General features: G+C 53.0%; 18 protein-coding genes and 1 other annotated feature. Of the genes, 1 reads left to right on the plus strand and 17 read right to left on the minus strand.

The genetic code is table 11. The features are described 5' to 3' along the window. Positions 1 to 63: 63 nt before the first annotated feature. The 7 genes from murC to LOK74_RS13370 all read right to left on the minus strand — a co-directional run bounded on the left by murC (position 64) and on the right by LOK74_RS13370 (position 10647). Positions 64 to 1470 carry a UDP-N-acetylmuramate--L-alanine ligase gene (gene murC / locus LOK74_RS13340; protein WP_230042528.1) on the minus strand — a complete coding sequence of 469 codons (1407 nt, stop codon included), beginning with the start codon at positions 1468 to 1470 and terminating at the stop codon, positions 64 to 66. A 1-nt stretch (position 1471) separates the two neighbouring features. Continuing rightward, the gene (locus tag LOK74_RS13345; protein WP_230042529.1) at positions 1472 to 2836 is read right to left on the minus strand and encodes a bifunctional folylpolyglutamate synthase/dihydrofolate synthase; all 1365 of its coding nucleotides are present in this window, start codon (positions 2834 to 2836) and stop codon (positions 1472 to 1474) included. A gap of 49 nt (positions 2837 to 2885) precedes the next feature. After that, positions 2886 to 5549, minus strand: coding sequence for a valine--tRNA ligase (locus LOK74_RS13350; RefSeq protein WP_230042530.1), 2664 nt, complete (start codon positions 5547 to 5549; stop codon positions 2886 to 2888). Positions 5550 to 5593: 44 nt separating this feature from the next. Continuing rightward, positions 5594 to 5880: a binding site (T-box leader), on the minus strand. Positions 5881 to 5970: 90 nt separating this feature from the next. Next, positions 5971 to 6288 carry an STAS domain-containing protein gene (locus LOK74_RS13355; RefSeq protein WP_230042531.1) on the minus strand — a complete coding sequence of 106 codons (318 nt, stop codon included), beginning with the start codon at positions 6286 to 6288 and terminating at the stop codon, positions 5971 to 5973. Positions 6289 to 6311: 23 nt separating this feature from the next. Continuing rightward, complete coding sequence (locus LOK74_RS13360) at positions 6312 to 7502, minus strand: ATP-binding protein (RefSeq protein WP_230042532.1); 1191 nt, start codon at positions 7500 to 7502, stop codon at positions 6312 to 6314. Between the two features lie 46 nt (positions 7503 to 7548). Next, complete coding sequence (locus LOK74_RS13365) at positions 7549 to 9675, minus strand: PP2C family protein-serine/threonine phosphatase (RefSeq protein ID WP_230042533.1); 2127 nt, start codon at positions 9673 to 9675, stop codon at positions 7549 to 7551. A 75-nt stretch (positions 9676 to 9750) separates the two neighbouring features. Further along, on the minus strand, positions 9751 to 10647 hold the full coding sequence (locus LOK74_RS13370) for a YitT family protein (protein ID WP_230042534.1): 897 nt from the start codon (positions 10645 to 10647) through the stop codon (positions 9751 to 9753). A gap of 242 nt (positions 10648 to 10889) precedes the next feature. Between LOK74_RS13370 and LOK74_RS13375 the strand changes: the two genes are divergently transcribed. Beyond that, entirely contained in the window at positions 10890 to 11072 is a 183-nt protein-coding gene (locus LOK74_RS13375; protein ID WP_230042535.1) for a hypothetical protein, read from the plus strand. A 63-nt stretch (positions 11073 to 11135) separates the two neighbouring features. Here the strand turns inward: LOK74_RS13375 and LOK74_RS13380 are convergent, their stop codons facing one another. The 10 genes from LOK74_RS13380 to LOK74_RS13425 all read right to left on the minus strand — a co-directional run bounded on the left by LOK74_RS13380 (position 11136) and on the right by LOK74_RS13425 (position 23622). Then, entirely contained in the window at positions 11136 to 12131 is a 996-nt protein-coding gene (locus LOK74_RS13380; protein WP_230042536.1) for an aminoglycoside phosphotransferase family protein, read from the minus strand. Beyond that, entirely contained in the window at positions 12118 to 13122 is a 1005-nt protein-coding gene (locus LOK74_RS13385) for a phosphotransferase (protein ID WP_230042537.1), read from the minus strand. Before LOK74_RS13385 ends, LOK74_RS13380 begins: the two co-directional genes overlap by 14 nt. Before the next feature lie 19 nt (positions 13123 to 13141). Beyond that, on the minus strand, positions 13142 to 14719 hold the full coding sequence (locus tag LOK74_RS13390; protein WP_230042538.1) for a LysM peptidoglycan-binding domain-containing protein: 1578 nt from the start codon (positions 14717 to 14719) through the stop codon (positions 13142 to 13144). 342 nt (positions 14720 to 15061) lie between these two features. Continuing rightward, positions 15062 to 16933 (minus strand): bifunctional metallophosphatase/5'-nucleotidase, encoded by a 1872-nt coding sequence (locus LOK74_RS13395; RefSeq protein ID WP_420908666.1) that lies wholly within the window; start codon positions 16931 to 16933, stop codon positions 15062 to 15064. A 138-nt stretch (positions 16934 to 17071) separates the two neighbouring features. After that, positions 17072 to 18361: a glutamate-1-semialdehyde 2,1-aminomutase gene (gene hemL / locus LOK74_RS13400; protein WP_230042539.1), complete on the minus strand. Its 1290-nt coding sequence runs from the start codon at positions 18359 to 18361 to the stop codon at positions 17072 to 17074. A gap of 91 nt (positions 18362 to 18452) precedes the next feature. Further along, positions 18453 to 19520 (minus strand): siroheme decarboxylase subunit alpha, encoded by a 1068-nt coding sequence (gene ahbA, locus LOK74_RS13405; protein WP_230042540.1) that lies wholly within the window; start codon positions 19518 to 19520, stop codon positions 18453 to 18455. Between the two features lie 3 nt (positions 19521 to 19523). Continuing rightward, positions 19524 to 20501, minus strand: a complete 978-nt coding sequence (gene hemB / locus LOK74_RS13410) for a porphobilinogen synthase (RefSeq protein ID WP_230042541.1) — start codon at positions 20499 to 20501, stop codon at positions 19524 to 19526. Then, on the minus strand, positions 20488 to 22026 hold the full coding sequence (gene cobA / locus LOK74_RS13415) for a uroporphyrinogen-III C-methyltransferase (protein WP_230042542.1): 1539 nt from the start codon (positions 22024 to 22026) through the stop codon (positions 20488 to 20490). The genes hemB and cobA overlap by 14 nt, the downstream gene beginning before the upstream one ends. After that, complete coding sequence (gene hemC / locus LOK74_RS13420; RefSeq protein WP_230042543.1) at positions 22023 to 22967, minus strand: hydroxymethylbilane synthase; 945 nt, start codon at positions 22965 to 22967, stop codon at positions 22023 to 22025. The genes cobA and hemC overlap by 4 nt, the downstream gene beginning before the upstream one ends. Further along, positions 22900 to 23622, minus strand: a complete 723-nt coding sequence (locus tag LOK74_RS13425; RefSeq protein ID WP_230042544.1) for a precorrin-2 dehydrogenase/sirohydrochlorin ferrochelatase family protein — start codon at positions 23620 to 23622, stop codon at positions 22900 to 22902. Before LOK74_RS13425 ends, hemC begins: the two co-directional genes overlap by 68 nt. Between the last annotated feature and the right edge of the window lie 17 nt (positions 23623 to 23639).

Raw genomic sequence — 23639 nt, forward strand, 5'->3', positions numbered from 1 at the left:
GACAACCCGCCCTCAAAAACGGCGAGCTGTCAATAAGACCCTGAACGAAAGGTCAACTAATATCTAGGCTTTATTTGATTCCGCTGATTCAGCGACCAGCTGCTCCGTCAGCCAATACGCAGCCTTCCAGATGTCTCCTGCCCCCATCGTCAACACCAGATCGCCTGGACGAACCTGCTTTAGCAAGTGTTCCTGCACTTCCTCCTTAGTCGGGATGTACTGGGCAAAGGGGTGACTGTTGGCGCGTATTTTTTCAACCAGCACTTCAGCGCTTACACCGTCAATCTTCTTCTCTCCTGCTGGAGAATAGATATCGGTGATAATCACTTCGTTCGCTTCTGCAAATGCCCTGCTGAACTCATCCATTAGAAAAAACGTGCGTGTGTAGCGCTGCGGTTGGAAGATGGCAATCACACGGCGCCCCGAAGCACTGGCCCCGCTCAATGTCGCGATAATCTCCGTGGGATGATGAGCATAGTCATCGACCACCAGGATGTCGCGCACTTCGCCGATGATTTGAAAGCGACGTTTTGCGCCACGGAAGGTCTGTAGTGCGGCCGCGATCTGCTCAAACGGCACCCCTGCTTGCAAGCACACGATGATCGCGGCGAGAGCGTTACAGACGTTATGCCGTCCAGGCACGTTTAACGAGAGGGTACCAAGACACTCTTGTTTGTGCCAGATCAAGCAAGTCGTTTTCCGGTCGCCGCACGTGATCTCGGTGGCCCGGTATTCAGCCACTGCACACTGTTCCGGATCAATCCCATAGGTGATCAGTTCTTGCTGCAAACTGGTCATCAGTTCACGATTGTAGGCGTCGTCTATGCACAGGATCGCTTTCCCGTCCGGTTTGATCCGGCTTAGAAAGCGGGCGTACGCCTGCTTCAGCTTGTCAAAATCACCGTCGAAATGCTCCAAATGATCCGGCTCGATATTGGTTACAACCGCCAACGCCGGAGAATATTCAAGGAACGAACCGTCACTCTCATCGGCTTCAGCAATCACGAATTCACTTTTTCCCGCCTTGGCATTGGTCCCCGCGTTCATCAGTTCGCCACCGATGATATAGGTAGGATCAACCCCACACTCTTCCAAGACGTGAGCAATCATCGAGGTCGTGGTCGTCTTGCCGTGCGCACCGGCAACCGCGACACCCGTTCGTTCATTTAAGATCCGAGCCAGCATTTGCGAACGGTGCAATAGGGGGATTCCCTTGGCTTCTGCTGCAGCGATTTCCGGATTTTCTCTGGGAATGCTCGTAGAGTACACAACGAGATCAGCGCCTTCGATATGCGCTGCATCATGTCCGACCATGACCTGTGCTCCCCGCGCTTGCAATTTTCTGGCTAGATCACTAAGTGCAACGTCAGACCCGGTCACCTTCATGCCCAGGTCGACCAAGACGCGGGCAATGGCACTCATGCCATAACCGCCGATACCTACGAAGTGGACATGTTGTCGTTGGTCCACCCTATTCACCTGCCTCTTCTACGGATGTCGGTAAACCCGCCCGAACTTGAGAGATAAAGTACAGCGATCCACACGTAAGGAGAACCTGTTCCCGCTGCTCCTCTGCTCTCAACCACGAACGGATAAATGATGGCCAGTCGTCAATTACCGTTATCTGCTCTGGCCCGTACTCGGCATGAAACGCATCGACAAGCTGCTCGATGGATGCCGCACGCGGAAAATCAAAGGTCGTCAGATAAAACCGGGAAACGGCTGGACCGCAGCGCTTCCAAGCCTTCACCATGTCGACAAGTGGTTTGTCAGCCAGCGCTGCAAACAGCAGTTCAATGGGCTGTGCCCCAACAAGCTGACGCATGGTTTTGGCTAGGGCCTCCATACCCTCGACGTTGTGCGCACCATCGAGGATAAACAACGGTCGTCTGGAGACTACTTCCAATCGTCCCGGCCAACGGGTCTGTCTCAGACCTCGTTCGATTTCCTCCTCCTCCAGTAAAAAAGCGTAAAACTCTTTGAGCAGATCAACAGTCATCAAAGCTGTAGCAGCGTTGACAGCTTGATGATCCCCCAACACCCGCAGTCCGTATTCTTTTCCATCTCGACGCAGCAGACTGTTGAAGCAAAAACGCATTCCATCCAGACTGCGGGATGTCTCCTGCAGCCTGACTTCAAACTGTTGTCCCAGCCGGTAAACAGGGGATCGTTTGCTTCGCGCGATCTCCTCCACAACGGCGAAGGCTTGGTCACTCATCTCCCCCACAACCACAGGTACCCCCGGCTTGATGATACCTGCCTTTTCGCTTGCGATCTGCTCCGGCTTCGTCCCCAGCACATCTGTGTGGTCCGTGCCCACATTGGTAATCACGGAAACAAGCGGATGGACGACATTGGTCGAGTCGAGCCGTCCGCCCAGACCCGTCTCCCAAACCACAACAGCTGGGCGACGAACGGTCGCAAAGTAAAGAATCGCAATTAAGGTGACAACTTCAAACTCTGTAGGCGAGCCGTATGGCGTCGACTCGGCACATTGCTCTACAAGCGGTTTTACCTGGTTGGCAAGTTGTAAAAAGTCCTTCTCTGCGATCATCTGCCGATTGTAACAGATGCGCTCGCGAAAGTCGTGCAGATACGGCGAGGTAAAACTGCCGACACTGTACCCCGCCTCTATCAGCATATGTGTCAAAAAGGCGCACGTTGACCCTTTTCCATTGGTACCTGCAATGTGTACAAACGGCACATGCCGCTCGGGATGATGAAGTACTTCCAGCATCCACTTCATTCGCTCCAGCCCCGGCTTTTGTCCGAAGCGCAGTAATCCGTGAATCCACTCAAGCGCTTCTGTATAGTGAGCAAAGGGTTGGCACTTCATAAGGCATAACTCCATTCTCATGAATATGACCGCAACCGGCGAATCATGCTTACGCTTTTAGTTCTGCCAGGCGCGCCAGAACCTTCTCCCGCTTGTCAGCATAGTCGGCCAGTTTGGCCTTTTCTTCTTCCACTACTTTGGCTGGCGCTTTGGCGATAAAGCCTTGGTTGGCCAGTTTCTTTTCAATCCGCTCTACTTCCCCGTTCAGCGTTGCCAGCTCTTTTTCCAGGCGCTGCACTTCCTGCTCGAGATCAATCAAGCCAGCAAGCGGGAAGAACAACTCAGCTCCGGTTACCACGGCAGACATCGCTTTGTCCGGTACATCAATCGCGTCGGCAATGACCAGCCGCTCCGGATTGCAGAAACGGACGAGATACTCTTCTCCCCGCTTCAGTCGTTTCAAGGTGTTCTGGTCACTTGCCTTGACCAGCAGTTCAATCTTCTTCGACATCGGCACATTTACTTCTGCCCGTACGTTGCGAACACTGCGGATCACTTCCACCAGCAGGTTCATCTCTTCCTTCGCTTCCGGATAGACATGACGTTCATCAATGTTTGGCCAAGCAGCGATGGTGATGCTCTCACCTTTGTGAGGCAGGGCCTGCCAGATCTCTTCCGTCATATACGGCATGAACGGATGAAGCAGACGGAGCGTCTGGTCCAGTACTGTCACCAGCACCGATTGAGTGGTCCGTTTCGCTTGCTGATCGCTTCCATACAGCGGCAGTTTGGCCATCTCGATGTACCAGTCACACAGGTCGTCCCAGACAAAGTTGTACAACAACCGCCCGGCTTCACCGAATTCAAACGCATCGATCAAGCGGGTCACATCAGCGATGGTTTCCTGCAGACGGCTGAGGATCCATTTGTCCGGTACGGACAGACTGCCGCCCAGATCGATATCCTCATATCGGAAGCCTTCCAGATTCATCAAAGCAAAGCGGGAGGCATTCCAGATCTTGTTAGCAAAGTTGCGGTTAGCCTCTACTTTCTCCCAATAAAAGCGTTGATCATTACCCGGCGAGTTACCAGTCGCGAGCGTGAATCGAAGCGCATCAGCCCCGTACTTGTCGATGACTTCCATCGGGTCGACACCGTTACCGAGCGACTTGGACATCTTGCGTCCCTCCGAGTCGCGGATGATGCCGTGAATCAGCACGTGCTCAAATGGTTTTTGAGCGGTAAACTCCAAACCAGTGAAGATCATCCGCGCCACCCAGAAAAAGATGATGTCGTAGCCGGTTACCAATACGTTTGTTGGATAGAAGTACTTCATGTCTTCCGTTTCTTCAGGCCAGCCCAGCGTAGAGAACGGCCACAGCGCTGAACTAAACCAAGTGTCCAAGACGTCCTCGTCCTGTTTCAGGCGATGACTGCCGCAGCTTGTGCAGGTGGTGACATCGGTACGGGAGACGATTTCATTCCCACAGTCGTCACAGTACCAGGCCGGAATGCGGTGCCCCCACCAAAGCTGCCGAGAGATGCACCAGTCGCGGATGTTTTCGATCCATCGCAGATACGTATGCTTGAAGCGTTCCGGCACGAACTTGACACTGTCTTCACCAGCTGCATGGGCCAATGCGGCATCAGCCAAAGGCTGCATTTTGACGAACCACTGTGTGGACAAGTACGGTTCCACTACGGCATCGCTTCGTTCACTATGGCCCACCTGATGGACGTGCTCTTCTATTTTAAACATAACCCCTTGCTCCGTCAGGTCCTCAATGATCTGTTTTCGGCAGGCGAACCGATCCAGTCCCTTGTAAGGTCCGGCATGCTCGTTCATCGTTCCCGTTTCGTCCATTACGATGATTTGCTGCAGGTTGTGCCGCAATCCAATCTCAAAATCGTTAGGGTCGTGGGCCGGAGTGATTTTGACCGCACCGGAACCAAACTCCGGGTCGACGTACTCGTCAGCAACAATCGGGATTTCCCGCCCGACGATCGGCAGGATGACCGTCTTGCCAATCAGGTGCTTGTAGCGTTCATCTTCCGGGTGTACAGCGACTGCCGTATCTCCCAGCATCGTCTCAGGTCGAGTCGTCGCTACCTCGATGTAGCCGGAACCGTCTGCCAACGGATAGCGCATGTGATGAAGCGCGCCTTTCACTTCCTTGTAGATCACTTCGATGTCGGAGAGAGCGGTGCGTGCCGCCGGATCCCAGTTAATGATCCGGTTGCCGCGATATATCAAACCTTTTTCATACAATCGGACAAAAACCTCGCGAACAGCGCGCGAGAGCCCTTCATCCATCGTAAATCGTTCGCGGGAGTAATCAAGCGCCAGGCCCAACTTTTCCCATTGTTCACGAATTGCATCGGCGTAGATGTACTTCCACTCCCATACCTTTTCCAGAAACTTTTCTCGGCCCAGATCGTGCCGGGAGATGCCCTCTTCCCGCAGATTGGCCTCCACCCGTGCCTGAGTAGCAATCCCGGCATGATCCATCCCAGGCAAAAACAGCGTACTGTAACCCTGCATGCGCTTGGTGCGGGTAATAATATCCTGCAGGGTCGTATCCAAAGCATGGCCGAGATGCAGCTTCCCCGTCACGTTCGGTGGCGGGATGACGATCGTAAACGGCTGCTTCTTGGCATCGCGCTCCGCTTTGAAAAACTGTTTTTCGATCCAGTACGTATACCATTTTTTTTCTGCCGTCTTCGGATCGAAGTTTTTCGGCAGTTGATGGTTTGACACAGACTCCATTGACATCTGCTGAAAGTCCCTCCTTATGGAAAATAAAAAACTCCTACCATCCAAAGGACGAAAGGAGTCGTTTCGCGGTACCACCTTTGTTAGCAAAAGACCTCAGACGCGGGACTCACCTTTGGGTATGCCCCCGTCTTCATCTCTGCTCACTCAATTAAGATAACGGCTGTTTGCCGGCTCCGGCTGATGCGGGTGACCTACTGTCCGATCCGCATTCACCGAAACTGCTCATGGGCGACCTTCCACCGCCAGTACCTTAGAGAATCTCGCAGCAGACGATTCTCCCTCTCTGCCAAGGCTGTTACGGCTTACTCTTCCCACTCATTGCTGTTTTCCATATGGTAATATACAGTATTATATACGAACGTTTTTTGCTCCGTCAAATCGCCTGTCCTATAAAGAAAAAAGCAGACCGAGTCCGCTGTTACGATTCGAGCGGTGTTACCTGAATCCGAAGCGCCTCGGTAAAACCAAGCACGCGCAGGATGTCGAGCACTTCTTCACGGATGTTAACAATCTCCACCCGTTTGCCAGTGTTCAGCAAATCTTTGGTTGCAAAAAACATGCTGCCGATGCCGGACGAATCGACAAACGTCACTTCGCGAAAGTCCAACAGGATCGTCTGATTGCGCTGCCCTACTTCGCGAATCAGACTTCCCAGCCTTTCTCCAACCAACATGTCTAGTTCACCTTGTAGGTAAACAATCGCTTGTTGTTCTGCCTCTTTTACGTGGTAGTCCATGTTCGGTCTCCTTTCTGGCAAAACTATCTCTCCCTCTTGGGGGCCGTCGCTTGACTGGTATTCAGCTCCAGGACGATTTTTGTGCCCATGGGTGAACTGTTTAACAGTACCCGATCGGCATAGCTGAGCATCACTTGAAACCCAGCCCCAAGGGATGCCCGAGTCGAATAACCCGGCAACAGCGTTACCTGCGGCAAGTCGGACAGCGATATGCCCGTCCCCTGATCAAAAACAACGATCCGACAAACTTGCTCTTTTTCAGAGAGATAGATGTCAACCCTGCCTGCTTCACCGTGCGTTATCGTATTGGTAGCGGCTTCATTGACCGCAACGATAAAGTGAAGCAGCCTGGCCGGGGAAAGCTGGCAGACTTCCAGCACTTCGCGGATTGCCTGTCGTACCCGAGCCAAATCGGCCGCTTCTTCGATATAAATGGTAGATTGCCTGTCACTCTGCCTGATTAGTTCGTACAGTTCCACATCTTGCAGCAAAACCAGCTTGTTCTCGGTGACAATCGATAACACTTGTTTGTAGAGATCCCATTCCTGCCGCTGTCGCTTTCGCTCCGTGGTAACCATATCAGTGATGTCGATCATGGCAATGCCGCACGATTTTTTCTGGAGTGGTACCACATGTACGTCAAATACCCGGTCCATCTCCTGCGCCAACAACTGTTCACGAATCGGTTCTCCGCTGGCAAGAGCCCGTTCGATCAGTCGGTTCATGTCAGATTCACAACTGCTATCCAGAAAAAATTCTCCAAGCGGTTGATAGTTCCCTTTTTTCCAAATAAACATCCGGATATCGTGAATCTGCCTGAGAATAAACAGCTTGTCCAGTTCCTGCTTGATCAACTGCTTCTGTTCCTCGGCCAGATCACTTGGATCAGCTAAAACCTCCGACGGTTCCAACTCGTGAGACAAGTGCCAGAGATGAAATTCCTCCAGCAACAGTCGATCCAGCACTTCCTGCTTGCGCAGCACTTTCTCGATATCAACGACTTGATACGGGGTATCACTCAGTTTTCTAACGGTGCTGCCGATAATTCGGAAGTCTGTATCCAGTTCGATTTCGTATCTGCCAGGCGGGCACTGCCCACTAATGTAGACGCCTAGTGCTATTCGACTGACTGCTCGCAGTTCCGCTATGACCTTCTTTCCGGTCGTGAGGTGAACCAGTCGGATCCGCCTGGGGGGGATTACCTTTTGCGCCATGTGTCCCGCCCCAAGATCGTTTAGACAAAACGTGCAATTGGGATCATCAGGACATCGATCGCATAGATACAACGTCATTCTCTCCTTTCTCGAATATGAATCGTTGTTTCAAATCGAGAATCAGCACGGAGATATCATCTTGTTGTTCCAACTGCCTCGCCTGCCGCCAGATGTTTTGTTCTACAGCTGCAATCGAGTCGAAGTGTTCACCTGCTTGGGTTTTGGCAGATGCCAGCTGATGCAGCCAATCTTGAAGTGTGAGAGCGTTCTTCTTGCGTCCGAGATCCGTTAAGCCGTCCGTGTAGATCAGCAGCATCCCATCTTCTTCGATTCGCCATTCATCGAGTGGATAGGCCGCGTCTTCGTAGAGACCAAGTCCTACCCCGCGCCCACATTCTAGGACGGTTTGTCGCGTCTTTGACAAGTAAATCGGTGCAGGATGACCGGCCCGGCTCATCCTCAACACGCCTGCCTCCTGATCCAGAACGACGAGGCACATCGTCACAAATGAACGGGTGCGGGACAAGTCTTCATACAACAGACGGTTTAGTCTGGACAGGATCTCGTCAGGTGAGATGCAGGTCTGGATCACGGCCCGAAACGCGCTGCGTATGCCAGTGGTGAGCAGACTGGCGGGCAGGCCGTGCCCGGAAATATCGGCTACCAGATAGCAGCTGTAGCGATTATCGACAGCCAAATAATCTACATAATCGCCTCCCACGTACGCGGCTGGAATGTAAACCGCTTTGGCTTCCGCATAAGGAAGAGAAAGCCGCTCACGCGGGATCAGTGTGAACTGTATTTTGGAAGCCAGCTCCATCTCCTGCTCCATGAGACGAATCTCCATCGACTGCTGGTTTTGCAGACATCGCTGGATCAGCCCGCGTACGTGAATCGCCAGCAGGTCAAAAAAAGGTTTTTCTTCCTTGCTCACTGCTGGCAAATCTTTGACCGCTTCCACCACCACATAACGGGGCGACAGCAGGGTATCGGCATTCTCGCTAACCGTTAGCCGAACCGTGACGGTCATATACGAGGGGTCAACCAAAAAACCATTCTCGCTGCGCACCACCTCGTAATATGATGTTCCCGTCTCTGATTGGAGTGAAACACGTAAAAACGTAATGCCAGTCAACGTGTCGTACCAGACGTTCACGATCTCTTCAATCATTTTGTGCAGGTTTTCGTAGTGAATCGTTCGCATGTTATGCTCATTGCTTGCCACCAGCAGTTTTTCATAGCGTTGCTTTACAGTTAGCAGATGAGAAAGTTTTTCGTTTTTCGAATATTTCTCCCGCAAGTTGTCAGCAAAATGTTTTTCCAGGTTGCGGGAAATCACGAACAATTCGTTGGCGATTTGGTTGTTGCTGCGAATCGACAGCAGCCAGCGCACAAGCATGAGGACAACAAAACACCCCATCCCCACCTCATAAGCGATATCTGCATCAGGGGTCATCATCATCGCCAAAACGCTGAGAACGATCAACAAACTGCCTACGGTCTCATCACGCAACGAAAACTGCAGCTTCTGCTGGAAATAGACGTATTCTTCCTGTACTTCCACTTGTGGTGCTGTCTCCGCAGTCGTCAACTGGTAATACAGGAGCCCTCCCAACGTGCCGGTCATCAGAAAAAAGCCAAGCCAATCCGGCAGTAAGTAAGTGAGCGAATCCACCAACAAAAACAAAATCGAGGCAAACAGTCCCCCGTTGTGTCGTCCCCACACACTTCTTCGGCGATGTGCCGCAATCATCAACAGTCCTGTTACGGATAGAAACAAGCCGGTTTGCAGATGTATCAACAAATCGTACCAATCACGTTTTGCAGGATTGACCAGTATACAAATGCTGAGCGAAGTGTAGATGACCGTCAACAAGACAGCATCCAAATACGTCTTCCAGCGGTCGAAATAAAGGTGAGGAGATAGTGGAAACGCCCGAAATGCGAGAAAGAAGAACAAGTAGAACAGGTACAGGAGGACAGTGCTGCCGATCTGGTACAGCGGGTCATCGTGCAAGCTGAACAAGTGCCCCAGTCCCCAACAAAAAAAGGCCACTCCCTGTAAAAATGAGAAGTCATACCAGCGCCTGATCGTGACCAGATAACGTGACGTAAGCAGCAGAATCAATGAGACGAGCAAGACTAGTATGTAGAGAAATGCCTGCCAGATCACCCCTACACCTCCTCTGCAGTCTGACTCCCCGTATCATCCTGCTGATTTTATTCCCCCTTAACAAGCGATTAAAACTTAATGAATGTCCCGCTTTTTGAAACGGCCGCCCTTCACATCATGGATGGTGCCGATTGCCAGAAAAGCGGTTGGGTCCACTTCTTCCACAATAGACTTTAGTTTGGCTTCCTCCAGTCGGGTCACCACACAAAAGATTACTTTCTTGTCATCTCCGGTAAATCCTCCTTCGCCACGTAAATAGGTAACGCCGCGTCCTAAACGGGCAAGCAGAGTATCCCCGATCTCCTGATGCTTGTCGCTAATGATCCAAACGGATTTCGACTCGACAAACCCGTCAATTGTAATATCAATCATTTTAAAGGCGATGTAATAGGCGATCAGCGAGTACATCGCACGATCCCAGTCAAAGACAAACCCGGCGCTGCTCAAGATAAAAATGTTGAAGAACATGACCGTCTCGCCAACGGAAAATGGCGTCTTTTTGTTGATCAGGATGGCAACAATTTCCGTTCCGTCAAGTGATCCGCCATAGCGGATGACCAGACCGACACCGATACCGAGGATAATTCCCCCGAAGACAGCTGCGAGCAGCGGATCTTCGGTAAGGGGAGGAAACGGATGCAGATACATGGTGCTCAGTGAGAGTACGGTGACGCCCAATAACGTAGATAGCGCAAATGTCTTGCCGATCTGTTTGTAGCCAATGATCAGAAACGGAATATTGAGCACAAACAAAAACAAACCCAGCGCCCAACCTGTCAAGTGAGACAATATGATGGAGATCCCCACGATACCCCCGTCAATAATGTTGTTAGGGACGAGAAACTCCTCCAGAGAAACGGCAACCCCGATAGCCCCCAGTATGATAAAAAACATGCGTTTCAAGATCTTCAGCGGGGTCAACTTTTGATGCTGTGCTTGCTGCATGTGGATTTGTGTGTTGTGATGGGTCATAGATGAAACGCTCTCCTCTCTCTTTCTATCCGCCGCCCTGCATAGAATGGATAAGGACGGACTTATGATCACATGTTCATCATACCACAAAATGGCGTACCGGCTGTCCGCTTCACCTATTTTCCTGGATGCTGTCATCCACTCCAACAGATCCACTCGATCATCGTCAGCCGAGAGATAGCTGCCCACTGCAGCGACACCGCATTCCCCTTAGCCGCATATGCTGAATAGAGGTGATGACCATGTACCGGCGATGGAAACACCATCCTTTCTATATACGCGCCAAGTACGGCTGCAAACAGATCCTGCTTCCGCTGATCATTTTCCAGTTCATCCGCACCGTGCTTCTCCCTACTACGTTTGACGTGATCCTTCTCGGCTTGTTGGCGCTTCTCTACGCAGCTATCTTGTTGGAGTGGCTCTAACGAAACCGTGATCCAAAACAAAAAAAAACCGCTCCTCCGTGAAAGGTGCGGTTATCCCACTGCTTAGAACGCCTGCTGCACCCATCTGGACAGATGCATCAGCCGATCGATGTCCTTTTCCATCCGCCTAACTGCAAAAAGTTCGTTCCAGTCCTGCTTTCGCTCGTAATACATCTCGATATCACGCATCACTCGCTCGGGGTAAAGTAAAAAAATGGAGACCAGCGATACCTCCTCCGGTCGCAGGGGGAAAACAGTTGTGTATTTGTTAAACAGTTCGCTGGCTGACGCTTCCGTGCCTCCCATCTGAAAGTAGGTACGGTAAAACATCGTCACATCTCGGGCCGGTGTATCGAATGCCGATCGGTCGAAGTTGATGAGCCGGACTTGCCCGGAACGATCTACCAGGGTGTGGGCGGGTTGAGGATGGCCGTGAATAATCGATAGACGAAAATGGGCATGAGTGCGATGCCGCTCCCTCCATTCCCGCAGCAGACGAACCGCATTTTCGGCCAAATCAAGTAAAAATGCCTGATTGGCCAGCAAAACGATATCAAATGGTGAGGGGTATTGACTGCTTTCCGCTTCCTTTGCCCAGCGTTTGGTCTTGTCCGTCCAATCCTGCCAACGGGTCAGCAGCGAGTTGACGAGCGGTTCCACCTGCCTCGGATCATCGAATCGATAGTTTTGCGTCAGATGGTGAAGTTCGGCCAGACGGACAAGCGTAGCCTCTCCCCAAGTGGACAACTGCATACGATCAAAGGGGACAGAAAGCTGCCATGGAGTCAGGTAGTAGGTGTGCTCCCCGCGTTTTACAAACGGTTCATCGTACTTGGTGTAGACAAAAGGAATCGCCCCGTCCCAACCTCGCTGCTGCAGGTGACGGAGTACCCCCCCCATAAAGTGGAGCCTTCCCTGCGGTGCAGTGGTTCGTTTGCAGACAAACGAACCATAAGGTGTGATCGCTTTGTAGACATTTGGTTCCTTTACCACATCAACTGTCTGAGCAAACATGTCATACTCTCCGAACAACGGGTAAATATCCTCAAATCGGCTCATTGGCGATCCCTCTTCCCAACCGTTCCGAACGCCGGGCAAGATGCAACAGCAGGTGATCTAAGTCCTGCTGCTTTTGGAGGGTCTGTCTGATGTTGCCGACCGCCTCCTCATCTGACTCCTGGCCATCCGTTACGAATTGTTCAACTTGTTTCCATGTAGGTGCGGGAAAAGCCAGAAACGCAAGCATCAAGAGATATTCCTCATATCGGAGTGGTTTGATCTGCTCGTAGCCGTCAAGAAAAGCATCGACCCGCTCAAACGTCTCGTCTTGTTGGTATAAATACTGCAGGTACAGAGACATGTCACGCGGCTGTACGGACAATGTGGAGCGATAAAAACCATGCAAGAACAGTTTGCCATCCAGCCAAGCCCAGTTTTCCGGTCCCAGACTGAGATGAGAGGCCGCTAACAGTTCCTCGTTCAACAAAGGGGAGTGGAGGAGCTCTACACTTCGATCCATCCGCTCCAGCAAAGCCGGGAACTGCTGTACAACCCACCGGAACGATTGGCCAAGCCCCTTGGGACTTTGCTTCAACTGCTGATACAACTCACGTGCCCGCTTCACTTCTGACTCCGCATGGCTCTGTTCCCGTCTTAGCAAGTCAACGACTTGCGGGTATTCGCTCATAGCCTGCGCCTGGTGCATTCGTGCCGCTATTTGGCCGCACTGGTTCGCCTGTTCAGACGTAGGGCTAAAGGTCTCAACATCCCGCAAATGATCGTTTAAGGTAAATCCGGTCTTCCGCACGACCACGTACGGCTTGGCGTCCCGTGTGCGGATAAACCGCTCTACTTCGCGAAATCCCTGCCTGGCCAACTGTTCACGCCAGGCGAACGACCAGCGGAGCACATCCAGCCGCGGCCAAATATGCAGTTCTTTCGGCCCCCGGTTGGTCTCCAGCAGATAATGATCACCTCTGGCCTTTACATCGATCACCCGGATCTTGTAGCGCTGACAAATGTAGCTGAGCTGAATCCGTTCACGTGCCACCAGCTTCTCTCTCCTTCCCTCACTGGGGAATGTAAAGGACTTGCCCCTCCACCAAACGTTCGGATGACAAGTTGTTTACCTCGAGAATGTGTGACACGGTGAGTGAATATCGTTCCGCAATCTCCTGAATCGTCTCATCGCGCTGGATGATACACATTTTCAGCTTGCTGAACGTTTCTTCTTCACCGCGCACAAACGAGGTGAGATTCCCCACTGCTTCCATCTCTTCTGACGTCCCTTCATCATCCTGCACTGTGGTTTCGGATGCTGGCTCTCCCTCCTGTTGGGCAGCTGGCTGTTCAGCGACAGCACGTCTGGCATTTGAAAAAATAGACGTTATATTTATCGATTCTTCTATCTCTTTCGAGGGTTTTCCGCTGATCGCCACTTTGAATTCCCGTTCACTGTTCGGTGGTGCAGTCGGCTCTGGCTCCACTGCTTCCGGCGTCAGTTGCTCCGTCTCATCCGTCTGTTCCGCCAATTCCGACACTTCCGCCGGATACTCCGCCTCTGTGGACACCTGTTCAATCGATCCGTCCGCTGTTTCTCCCCCTGTCGGCAAATCATGCTGTTGAGAGTCCCCGGACGCCGGTTGAGCGATTGCCTCTGTAGATGGTGTGCCTTCGCCTTCCGAATCGTCTCTTCCTTGCTGCTGTTTTCTTGCTGCCGGCTCTGCTGCAGATTCTGCCATTCCTTCAGATTCCGACGATCTTCCGGCTGCCGGCGTGACTGCCAGTCCTTCACCAGACTGCTTTCCTGCCTCGGTAGAAGCACGGTGGAAGGCGTTGAAATCAATCAAGTTCTTCCGGCTTTCACTCCGCTGTTCCCCTGCCGATGTGACGCTCTCATCCTGCTGTTCCGACGGCGCAGCTGGCATAGCTGGTTTAGAGTACGTAGGCGGAACAAGGTCAGCATCTCTCTCGTGGTCTTTCTGGATACTATTGGTTGCCAGATAGGGTGCAGGCGGATCGGTTCGCTCCCTCTGCCGCTGCTCCTCCACTTCCTGCTCCAATTGGGCCAGCTTCCGTTCAATGTCGTCGATCGAGACCGGCTCTGCCTCCTGCTGCCCATCTTGACTGGCCACGTGGACATACTCCCAGACCTCGTTTGGCTTGGCATCCTTCGCTTCCTCTTCTTTTAATTCTATGCCTGATATCTTCAATTCCGCTTGGATCTGCAGTTGATAGGGCGTCTTCATCTCATAGTCGAGACTATCCACGATCGCGTATATCTCGCCGATCTCCTTTATTCGCGACAGCGGGATCGTGACGTTGAGCGGAATTCGATGGGCCAGATCCTGTTCGCCCCTGGCGTAGTAACTAGTCTGCTGCTCTTCCTCCAGTCGAAACGGGGTAAACTGCATCGCCGATAGCAAGGTCTCCGATCCGCCTGACTCGTCCGTCTGGGCGCTCCTTGCCGGTTCGTATTTGCCGTACAGTTGCAGGCAGCCCGTAATCGAAATCTCCTGTGTGTTCTCTATTATCTCTACATCCGGGAGCAGCTCCAGTTCTTTCAACTCTCCGATACCTGCTTTATCCGAAGAGAGGAAGACCGTTTCCCTGATTTGAAACGACAGCAACTCATCATGACGTGTCACGTGTGCTCCTCCTTTCGAGTACAAAACATTTCCCTATACTATATGGACAGCAGGCCCGGTTTAGACCAACTATCCTTTCGCTTTGGCGAGGTCATGTGAGAAAAACCGTCAGGTGAACTGCACCTCCGATGGTAGATGGTGGCTGACAATTGAGGTGGCAGTTCTACCCTGACGGCCCTTTGCTTGGGACGAGCATAGTGGGGAGTGCAAAGAGAAAAACAGATTCGCTCCTTTGTAGAAGGAGGGGGGACCTCCCCAAACTAATCCTTCCGTTTTGTCAGGCCACGCAAAAAAGCTGCCGGGATAATCCCGACAGCTTTGTGCTGCAGTGCGTATGTTGTCTTATTGAACTTCCACGATCCGTCCTTCTACCTGTGGATTGACCACTTTTTTCTGGATCAATGCTTCTTCCATCACGCTGTAGAGTGTCAGTCCGGTGTTGAAAAAGTCCTCTTTCTTCAGTGACTCGTAGCCGTCTCCACCTGCGGCGATGAAGTCGTTTGTCGCTACTTTGTACGTTTTGTTCAGATCAAGCGGTTCGTCGCCTACTTTTACCTCGACGACCCGCTCGCCTGCTGGCTTTTTGGGATCGTACGAGAAGGACATGCCGCTGATTTGCGGGAAGCGTCCGGCTCCTTCTTCCACTTGGCTTACACCATTCTCGAGTGCCTGTTTCAGTTCTTCGCCGGTTACTTCCACAACGGCCAATGTATTCGGGAATGGCAGGAGGCTGTAGAGATCTTTTTTCGTGATATCTCCTGCGTCCAACTGCGTACGGATTCCGCCGCCGTTGGTAAGCGCCACGTCAGCCTCGTATCCCGGGATCGACTGGGTACGCTCCAGCATGATATCCGTGATCAAGTTCCCTACGTTTGTTTCGCGCTTGCGGACGAAATTGCGGTCGCCATCCAGAGCTACTTCCGACTTGGCGATCACAACATTCATCGATTCATCAACCTTTTGTACCACTTCCTGAACCAGTTGATCGACTTCGGGATCGGCAGTCACTGTTTCGTCGTACTCAACCAAGCCGCCACTGAATGCTACCAGTTCGTCATTATAGTAGAAAAGGTCTGCCCGTCCAATCGATTTGCCGTATTCCCAATCCTGCAGAATATAGGTATCATTCACCTTTTCCGGCGTTTTTAATGCAGTGTGCGAATGTCCGCCGATGATCAGGTCGATACCGTCTACGTTCTCAGCAATCCGCTTGTCTACTTCATAACCCACATGGGAGAGCAGGATGACATGATCGGCCTGCTTTCTCAATTCCGGTACAGTTGCCTTGGCCACTTCGACCGGATCTTTAAAGGTCAGACCTTCGACGTTGTCCGGATGGGTGAGGATCGGTGTATCTTCGGCAGTAAGGCTGAAGATCGCAAATGTTTCACCGTCTATCTCTTTGATCACGGAAGGAGCGAGCAAGCCTGTCCCATCCGCTTTAGAGATATTGGCGGACAAAATCGGGTGTTCCAGTTGATCACGCAGTTTGATCAGTTGCTGATGACCGAAGTCAAACTCGTGATTGCCCGCAGCCATCACATCAAAACCCAACTTGTTCAAAATCGGTACGACCGTTTCTCCCTGGAACTGGTTTACATAAATCGTTCCCTGGAATGTGTCCCCGGCATCAAGCAGCAGGAAGTTGTCGTTTTCGCCCCGCCATTCCTTGATCAGAGTGGCCATTTTCGCGTAGCCATACTCTTTGTTGAAACTATCTTCCTGTATGTGTCCATGCACGTCATTTACGTGGCCGATCGTGATATGGAGCGATGCAGCATCCCCCAGTGCCTGGAAAAAGTCTTGGCGGCTCACCGTATCACTGTCGGCCAATTGGATCTCGTAGCCGAACACTTTGGCCATCTCCTTGATCTTGGCGGCACTGGCTGGCTGGTTCGGCGCGCTCGCTTCATCAGCCGTCACGGCTCCCTGTTCCCCGGCCCAAGCCAGATAGGGAGCCGCCCAATATCCGCTCACAGCAGGTGTGACCGACGCCCCTTTTAGACGGGCAAACACCGTTGCCACTTCGCCCAGGGACACGTTTCGTTCCAGGGATAGTCCCCCTTTGGCATCACCGGTCACCAATGCTTCGTTCACCAGCCAGTCAACGTGGTTGACGGACTGCAGTGGTGCAGCAGCAGCCGGGCTAGCCAGCATCGCGACCGCCATCGCCGTCGTCAGTACGCCGACACTAGTACGACGAAAGTGCTTCACAACGATCTCTCCTTTCAAAAAATAAGAATAACATGACAAGTCTATTTAAAACATAAACGTACCTCTATGTAAATCCTAAATAACGAGTGAAACCCGAAAAACGCAAGACACATCGTCTCGCGTTTGGGCAGGTCGAAACTATAGGCGCTCCATCGCTCGATAGCTTGCTTCAATCGTATGTTCGATATCCTCGTCGCTGTGCATGAGCGAGACGAACATCCCTTCAAACTGCGAAGGGGGAATCATGACGCCCTCGTCCAGCAGGTTGTGAAAATAGGCGGAAAACCGCTGCAAATCGGCCGTTTTGGCCGTCTCGTAGTCCATCACAGGGGTATCAGTAAAAAACAGGCAAACCATCGAACCGACACGGTTCACGGTGTGCGGAATTCCCAACTTGCGCGCGTTTGCGGCCAGGCCTTCCGCCAAGCGGGCGGAACGGGCATCCAGTTGTTCATACACGCCCGGTTTAGCTAATTCCCGCAAGGTGGCGATACCGGCGGCCATGGCCAGCGGATTTCCTGACAAAGTGCCAGCTTGGTAAATCGGTCCCGCCGGTGCGATTTGCTCCATGATCTCCCGCCGGCCACCGTACGCTCCGACCGGCAGACCGCCGCCGATTACTTTCCCCATCGTCGTCAAATCCGGGGTGACACCATACAACTGCTGTGCCCCGCCAAGTGCGACCCGAAAACCAGTCATCACCTCATCAAAAATCAACAGGCTGCCGTACTCCCGGGTAATCTCCCGCAATCCCTCCAGAAAGCCCGTTTGCGGGGGGACAACGCCCATGTTGCCGGCTACAGGTTCGACGATCACGGCGGCGAGATCTTCGCCAAACTGTTCAAAAGCCAGCTTCACACTCTCCAGATCGTTATAGGGGACAGTGATGGTGTTGACCGCAGTTGTCTCTGGCACACCCGGACTGTCTGGCAGGCCAAGCGTGGCCACGCCGGAACCTGCCTTGATCAGGAGGCTGTCCGCGTGACCGTGATAACAGCCCGCAAACTTCATGATTTTATTGCGCTTGGTATAACCACGGGCCAGACGCAGTGCACTCATCGTCGCCTCCGTACCGGAGTTGACCATCCGCACCACTTCTACTGAGGGCACAATCTCGCAAACCAGTTTGGCCATCTCTGTCTCCCGCTGGGTAGGGGCGCCAAAACTGGTCCCCAACACAGCCGCTTCCTGAATCGCAGAAAGGACTTTTGGATGCGCGTGACCCAGTATCAGCGGGCCCCATGATCCAATGTAATCCATGTATGTATGTCCATCTGCATCGGTCACCCGGCAGCCTTCCCCCTTTTCGATAAACAGCGGATTGCCGCCAACACTCTTGAAGGCGCGAACCGGGCTGTTTACACCACCGGGGATGTACTGCTTCGCCTCTGCAAACATCTCTGTCGACCGTTGAATCGATCGAGTCATCTTTGCCTCACCTCAACTTTGGGTAGGTATAGGGGAAAAGCGCCTGTTTGCGGATAGAAGCAACAAGCGCTCTTTTTCTCGGAATCCTTGTTTACTCTGATTTCTCCAGGCTGAGACGCTCGATGACTTCCGCTTCCCACTCGTAAATCTCCGGCGTAAAGTAGGAGACACGGGTTTTCTTGTATTCTTTGGTGGAGTACAGGGTGATCCGGTCCGTGATGCCGGTCTCGTCCTCGATGGCCTGCAGAATCGACTCGCACTCTTCCATATCCCGTCCATGAACCATGGTAAAGATGTTGTATTTCCAATCGGGATAGGTGGGACGCAAGTAGCAGTGGCTGACAGCACGGAACGATCCCATTTTGTATCCGATCTCATCCGTCTTCTCCACCGGTACGTTCCAAACGCCCATGCCGTTGGCGCGGAAGCCTGCCTTGCGATGGTTCAACACCGCAGAAAAACGACGCATTTTGTTGTCTGCCACCAACCGGCCGGCGTGCGCGAACAGCTCATCCGTGGTCATCTTGAGATTAGCCGCCCATTCGTCAAATGGACGGGAGACGAGCGGCAGATCTTTCTGCAGTTCCAGGATCACAGCGATATCCTGGTCCGTTACTTGTTTTTCCATCGCAGCATTGCGCATCTCTTCGGTGTAGACGGGAGCTGCTTTGTCATCTGCTTTCGACTCTTTTTTCACATCCAACTGCACACCGATCTTAAACAGCTTCAGCGTTGGCAGGATGCGAATCGACTCTACAGCAGCCAGTTCACCAAGAATGTCAACGGTTTTTTCCAATCCAAGCCGACTGTTGGGTGGTACAGCAATCGTAAACCAGAGATTGAAATCGTGGTTGCGCTTGTAATTGTGCGTGATGCCGGGGTGCTGATTAAATACCTTTACCGCCATTTCGTCCAGTTTGTCCGGAGCAATTCTCGCCGCTACCAGACTGGATTTGTAACCAAGTGCTTTGGTATCGAAAATGGCCGAAATCTGCCGGATCTGATCTCCCTTCATATTGCGCAGTCGGGTCAGTACCGTCTCTTCGTCCGTTCCCAGTTTCTCGGCAATCACTTGAAATGGCTGATCGACCATGGGAATCTCTTTCTGAATCAGATCCAGAATCTCTTTGTCCAACGTATCCAACAAATCTACTGACATGATTTACTTCCCTCCTTGCAGCCATCTGGCCACGTCTTTGGCATGGTACGTGATAATCAGATCAGCACCAGCCCGTTTAAAGCCAACCATCGTCTCCCATACGATCTGCTGCTCGTCAATCCAGCCGTTGGCCGCTGCTGCTTTCACCATGGAATATTCGGCACTCACATTGTAGACGACCAGCGGCAGGTCAAACCGTTCTCTCAGACGCTGCACCATGTCCATATAAGCCAAAGCAGGCTTTACCATCAGGAAATCTGCTCCCTGGGCAACGTCAGCTGCCGCTTCTCGAAGCCCTTCACGGGCATTGGCCGGATCCATCTGGTAGGTCCGGCGGTCGCCGAACTGGGGAGCAGAATGAGCCGCATCGCGGAATGGGCCGTAGTAGGAAGAGGCATACTTAACGGCGTATGACATGATCGGCACGTCAGCATACCCGGCTTCGTCCAGAGCCTGGCGGATCGCGGCGACAAAACCGTCCATCATGTTGGATGGAGCAATCACATCGGCCCCCGCTTTAGCTTGGGATACGGCGGTTTGGGCAAGCAGGGCAAGCGATGGATCGTTTTGCACGTAGCCCTCCCCGATGACACCGCAATGCCCGTGATCGGTATATTGGCAAAGGCAGGTATCAGCGATGACCAACAGTTCAGGATGCTTTTCTTTGATCCGGCGGATCGCCTTCTGGACGACGCCATCCTCGGCATAGGCCTGTGAACCGCAATCGTCTTTGTCCGCCGGGACGCCAAAGACGAGCAAAGCCTGAATCCCTAGGCTGACAACCTCCTGCAGTTCTTCATCCAACCGATCCAGTGAGAAATGGTAGACTCCTGGCATCGAGGGCACTTCTTCCTTGATTCCTTCTCCTTCCACAATAAACAATGGATAAATCAAATCCTCTATCCGTACGTGGTGCTCACGAACGAGATTGCGCATGGCCGTCGTCTTGCGCAGGCGACGATGTCGTTCAAACGGCTGCATCTTGTTTCTCCCTCCCCTGACTTTGGATGATGGCATCCACCAGCCCTTGAATGTGAGAGTCGGTCGCGACGATGTGTACGGGCAGTCCCAGGTCACGTGCCGTCTGAGCGGTTATCGGGCCGATACAGGCAACCTGTACCCCGGCAAGCAGTTCCTGCAGATCGTATCCCTCCAGTGCCTGGACGAAGTTTTTCACAGTCGAGGAACTGGTAAAGGTGACGATGTGGATCGCTTTTTCTTTCAGCAGTGCAGCTGTCTCAGCACTGTTTTCAGCATCGATCACCGTCTGGTACGTATCTGCTTCCGTTACGTTCAGTCCACGCTCTCGCAGTTCTTTAGGCAAAACTTCACGAGCAACATCCGCACGCGGCAGCAGCACGGACTGACCTGGCTTCAACTCGTCCTTCAACCGTTCCAGCAGCCCTTCCGCACGGAACTCTCCCGGCAGCACGCTGACGGTCAGCCCCTTCGCTTCCAACGCTTCTGCCGTTTTTGGTCCGACTGCCGCCAGGCGCCCTGTCATTGTGCGAATGTCGATGCGCAGTTCACGCAGCCGTTTGAAGAAATGGTTGACACCGTTGACACTGGTAAAGATAACCCAGTCAAACTGGTCCAGTTTCCACAGTGCTTCATCCAGTCGCTCCAGCTCTTTTGGCGGGACCATCTTGATCAGTGGAAACTCGTATGCCTCCCCGCCCAGCTCCATGATCTGCTCCGACAACTCGCTGGCCTGACTGCGCGCCCTTGTGACCAGTACCCGCTTGCCGAACAACGGCTTTTTCTCAAACCACTGCAGCCTGTCGCGAAGGGAAACCACTTCCCCCACGATGATGATCGCGGGATTGGTCAATCCAGCCTGTTCCCGTTTCTCTACGATGTCGGCCAGCGTCCCGACAACCGTCTGCTGTTCCACCGTGGTTCCCCAACGGATCAATGCCACCGGCGTTTCCGGTGCGCGTCCGTATTTGATCAGCTGTTCCCGGATAAACGGCAGATTGCCCACTCCCATGTAAAAGATGATCGTCCCAACCGCAGTGGCCAGCTTTTCCCAATTAATGCTTGAGTCCGTTTTGTCTGGACGTTCATGACCAGTGACAATGGCCAGCGATGAGTTAAAATCACGATGGGTCACCGGGATTCCGGCGTATGCCGGAGCAGCGATGCCGGATGTGATGCCCGGTACAATCTCAAACGGGATGTCGTGTTTAGCCAGTTCCTCTGCTTCTTCGCCCACCCGGCCAAAGATGGAAGGGTCGCCTCCCTTCAAACGGGTGACGATTTTACCGTCAAGCGCTTTCTCCACCAATACCTGATTGATCTCTTCCTGGGTAAGCGTATGCCGATCCGGTAGCTTGCCGCAGTAGATCATCTCGGCATCTACTCTGGCGTTGGCCAACAGGCGCGGGCTGACCAGACGGTCGTATACGATACAATCCGCCTCCTGGATCGTCTCCAATCCGCGAATCGTAAGCAGCTTGGGGTCGCCCGGACCAGCACCGACTAAATACACCTTTCCTCTGTTCATCCCTGATTCTCCTCCAATACCTCCGCCAGCACCTCACCCGCACCATCGGAGAGCAGATGCTCTGCTACGGCACGGCCTAATGCAGCCGGATCACTACCTGTCTGAGAATGTTTAAACAGACGACGTCCATCAGGTGATCCGACGAATCCGGTCAAGCGGATCGATGGTGTGCCGTCATCTCCTGTTCCGGCAAGCGTAGCGTACGCCCCGAGCGGAACCTGACAGCCCCCTTGCAGCCGCTGCAAAAAGGCCCGCTCCGCACTAACCGCAAGCCTCGTCTCTTGATCGTCGAGACGGGCCAGCAGCGCCAGCAGTTCATCGTCATCGGCGCGACACTCGATCGCCAACGCCCCCTGTCCGACAGCCGGCAGACTGATGTCGATAGGCAAGTATTGACTGACTGCCCCTTCCCACTCGACCCGCTCCAGTCCGGCTGCTGCCAGCACGATGGCATCAAAATTGCCTTCGTTCAACTTGCGCATCCTCGTATCGATGTTGCCGCGAATCGATTCGATCCGCAAATCAGGACGATAGGCGAGCAGTTGTGAGGCTCTACGCAGGCTGCTCGTCCCCACCAGCGCAGCATGCGGCAGTTCATCCAGTGTAGTGCCTTCTCGCGATATCAACACGTCCCGCGGATCAACCCGTTTCGGCACAGCACCGATCACGAGCCCGCTCTGCAGCTCGGAAGGTACATCCTTCATACTGTGGACTGCCAGATCTGTCTGTTTATCAAGCAAAGATTGTTCAATCTCTTTGACGAACAACCCCTTGCCTCCTACTTTAGACAGCGTAACGTCCAGGATCACGTCCCCTTTGGTCACAATTTCTTCTACGACAAAATCGACGGTAGGGTCAAACTGTTTCAAGTGTTCAATGACCCAGTTTGTCTGCGTAAGCGCCAGCTTGCTTCTGCGGCTTCCAACTTTCCACTGTTTCATCATCGTTGCCTCCCTGTCCTCCGTCATCGGTCTGAGCTTCTGCAAGTAAAGCCTCTGCCATCCGATATCGGTGTTCGTCAGAAGCATGCAGATACACGTCGCCAAGCAATCGGCGAAAGATTTGTTTTCGCACTCCGGGGTCATCTACTTGCGCGAGCACGCGCTGTCTCATCTCGGCGAGGAAGTCGACATACCCGGTATACTCGGTCCCAAACTCACCCTCCAACCGTTGTTTGATCTTTCGGGCGAGACTGGGACTGGCACCAGAGGTGGAGACTGCTATAGCCAGCTTTCCCCGCCGGACGACAGACGGAACGGTGAAAGTGCACAAATCAGGCCGATCGACGACATTGATCCAGCCGCCACAGTCTGTGACGGCCCGGTGGACGGCAAGGTTCACGTCCGGACGATCTGTAGCCGCGATGACCAGTGCGTAACTGCGCACATCCTGGCCGTTGTAGGTAGTCTGGTGCCATTGGAGCTGTCCCTGAGCGGCCCACTCTACCACCTGCGGGTCAGCTTCGGGTGAGATTACGGTTACGGCTGCGCCTGCCGCAAGAAGCGACTCGATTTTGCGTACAGCCACTTCCCCTGCACCGACCACCAAACAGGTGCGTTTTGTAAGATCCAACATCAGCGGGTACTGCTTTCTCATCAGGTCATCCCCTCTTG

The sequence above is a fragment of the Brevibacillus humidisoli genome (assembly GCF_020923435.1).
Classification (GTDB): Bacteria; Bacillota; Bacilli; order Brevibacillales; family Brevibacillaceae; genus Brevibacillus_E; species Brevibacillus_E humidisoli.